This window comes from Bacteroides faecichinchillae JCM 17102 (genome assembly GCF_000614145.1).
In the GTDB taxonomy this organism is placed as follows: domain Bacteria; phylum Bacteroidota; class Bacteroidia; order Bacteroidales; family Bacteroidaceae; genus Bacteroides; species Bacteroides faecichinchillae.
Window position 1 is genome coordinate 1 of record NZ_BAKK01000107.1, and the last position, 1788, is coordinate 1788.

At 52.8% G+C, this 1788-nt stretch carries 2 protein-coding genes and 1 pseudogene; all 3 read left to right on the forward strand.

From position 1 onward, the window contains the following. Nucleotides 1–37: 37 nt before the first annotated feature. Nucleotides 38–940 (forward strand): DUF8464 domain-containing protein, encoded by a 903-nt coding sequence (locus JCM17102_RS20865; protein WP_004291524.1) that lies wholly within the window; start codon nt 38–40, stop codon nt 938–940. Continuing rightward, entirely contained in the window at nt 937–1440 is a 504-nt protein-coding gene (locus JCM17102_RS20870; protein ID WP_004291525.1) for a DUF3872 domain-containing protein, read from the forward strand. Before JCM17102_RS20865 ends, JCM17102_RS20870 begins: the two co-directional genes overlap by 4 nt. Then, nucleotides 1437–1763 (forward strand): annotated as a pseudogene (locus JCM17102_RS20875) (lysozyme); the annotation flags it as partial. The gene JCM17102_RS20870 and the pseudogene JCM17102_RS20875, both read left to right, overlap by 4 nt. Nucleotides 1764–1788 lie beyond the last annotated feature (25 nt).

Genomic DNA, 1788 nt, shown 5'->3' on the forward strand with positions numbered 1-1788 from the left:
GGGGTCGGTATCAAGTTCATCATCAACTGACACGGGCATGGAAAGGACGGAAATAGATGCTGTCAGAAGGATGCCGCTTGCGGATTTTCTCGCACGGCTGGGGCATGAGCCTGTCAGAAGGAGCGGTAACGAGCTGTGGTATCTTGCCCCGTACAGGGGCGAGCGCACATCCTCTTTCCGTGTGAACGTGGCGAAACAGCTCTGGTACGACTTCGGTTTGGGCAAGGGCGGCGACATCTTCACGCTTGCCGGGGAGTTTCTGCAAAGCGATGACTTCATGAAGCAAGCGAAGTTCATAGCGGAAGCCGCCAATATGACGGTTGCCGGATGGGAAAAGCCCGTCTATCTCTCGAAGCCGACCGAATCCGTTTTTGAGGATGTGGAGGTCGCTCCGCTGCTCCGCTCACTGCTGACGGAGTATTTAGAGGAACGGGGCATCCCTTACGCCATCGCATCCCGTCACTGCTGCCGCTTGAACTACGGTGTGCGTGGGAAACGGTATTTTGCCGTTGGCTTTCCGAACATGGCAGGTGGCTATGAAGTCAGAAGCCGATATTTCAAGGGTTGCATACCTCCGAAGTCTGTATCACTGGTAAAGGCGAATGACATCCCGGCTGACGAGTGCCTCGTGTTCGAGGGCTTCATGGACTTTCTCTCTGCCGTGACGCTTGGTGTAACCGGTAACGCTGACTGTCTTGTGCTGAACTCAGTCGCCAACGTGGAGAAGGCGGCGGGATTGCTGGACGGATACGGGCGCATCGGCTGCTTCCTCGACCGTGACGAAGCCGGACGGCGGACGCTTGCCGCACTTACCATGCGATACGGGGAACGTGTCACCGACCGTTCCTCCCTCTATGACGGTTGCAAGGACTTGAACGAGTACCTGCAACTGACAACGAAAAAACAGAAAAACAACCATCTAAAAATCGAAGAACAATGAACATACTGAACAACAGAAACAAGAGAACATCAATATTCAAGGCAGTGGCGTTATGCCTGATAGCCGCCATGTCATTCACCCTCGTGTCATGTGACGATGACATGGACATCCAGCAGTCCTATCCCTTCACGGTGGAGGTCATGCCCGTGCCGAACAAGGTAGTAAAGGGGCAGACAGTGGAAATCCGCTGTGAACTGAAAAAGGAGGGCGACTTTTCGGGTACGCTCTATACCATCCGCTATTTCCAGTTCGAGGGGGAAGGCTCGCTCAAAATGGATAACGGCATCACCTTCCTGCCTAACGACCGCTACCTGCTGGAGAACGAAAAATTCCGCCTGTACTACACGGCGGCGGGTGATGAGGCGCATAATTTCATCGTGGTGGTGGAGGATAACTTTAGCAACTCCTACGAACTGGAATTTGACTTCAACAACAGGAATGTAAAGGACGACGATCTTACCATCGTTCCCATCGGCAACTTCAGCCCCTTGTTGAAATGATGCGTGTATTCATGACAATGCTCTGTTCACTTCTGACGGTCTGTTCTGTGTCCGCGCAGATCAGCCGCCAAGAGGGAACGGACGGGCAGGCGGCAATCTACCGACTGCCGCTTATGGAACGTGCTTTTTTATGCTGCCGCTACTTTGAAGGCTGGCACTCAGAAAAACACTACCCATACGTCGGTTGGGGTCACAAACTTTTGCCAAACGAGAAGTATTCGGCACGAACCATGACAAAACGGGATGCGGATGAACTTTTGCGGAAAGACCTGCGCAAATTTGTCGCCATGTTCCGTAAATTCGGGGTTGATTCGCTGTTGTTATCCGAAAGTTAGGATAACAGCACTT

Bases quoted from the DNA above. Each gene is read 5' to 3' on its own strand.
- JCM17102_RS20865 (WP_004291524.1), top strand. From the start codon at position 38: ATGGAAAGGACGGAAATAGATGCTGTCAGAAGGATGCCGCTTGCGGAT.
- JCM17102_RS20870 (WP_004291525.1), top strand. From the start codon at position 937: ATGAACATACTGAACAACAGAAACAAGAGAACATCAATATTCAAGGCA.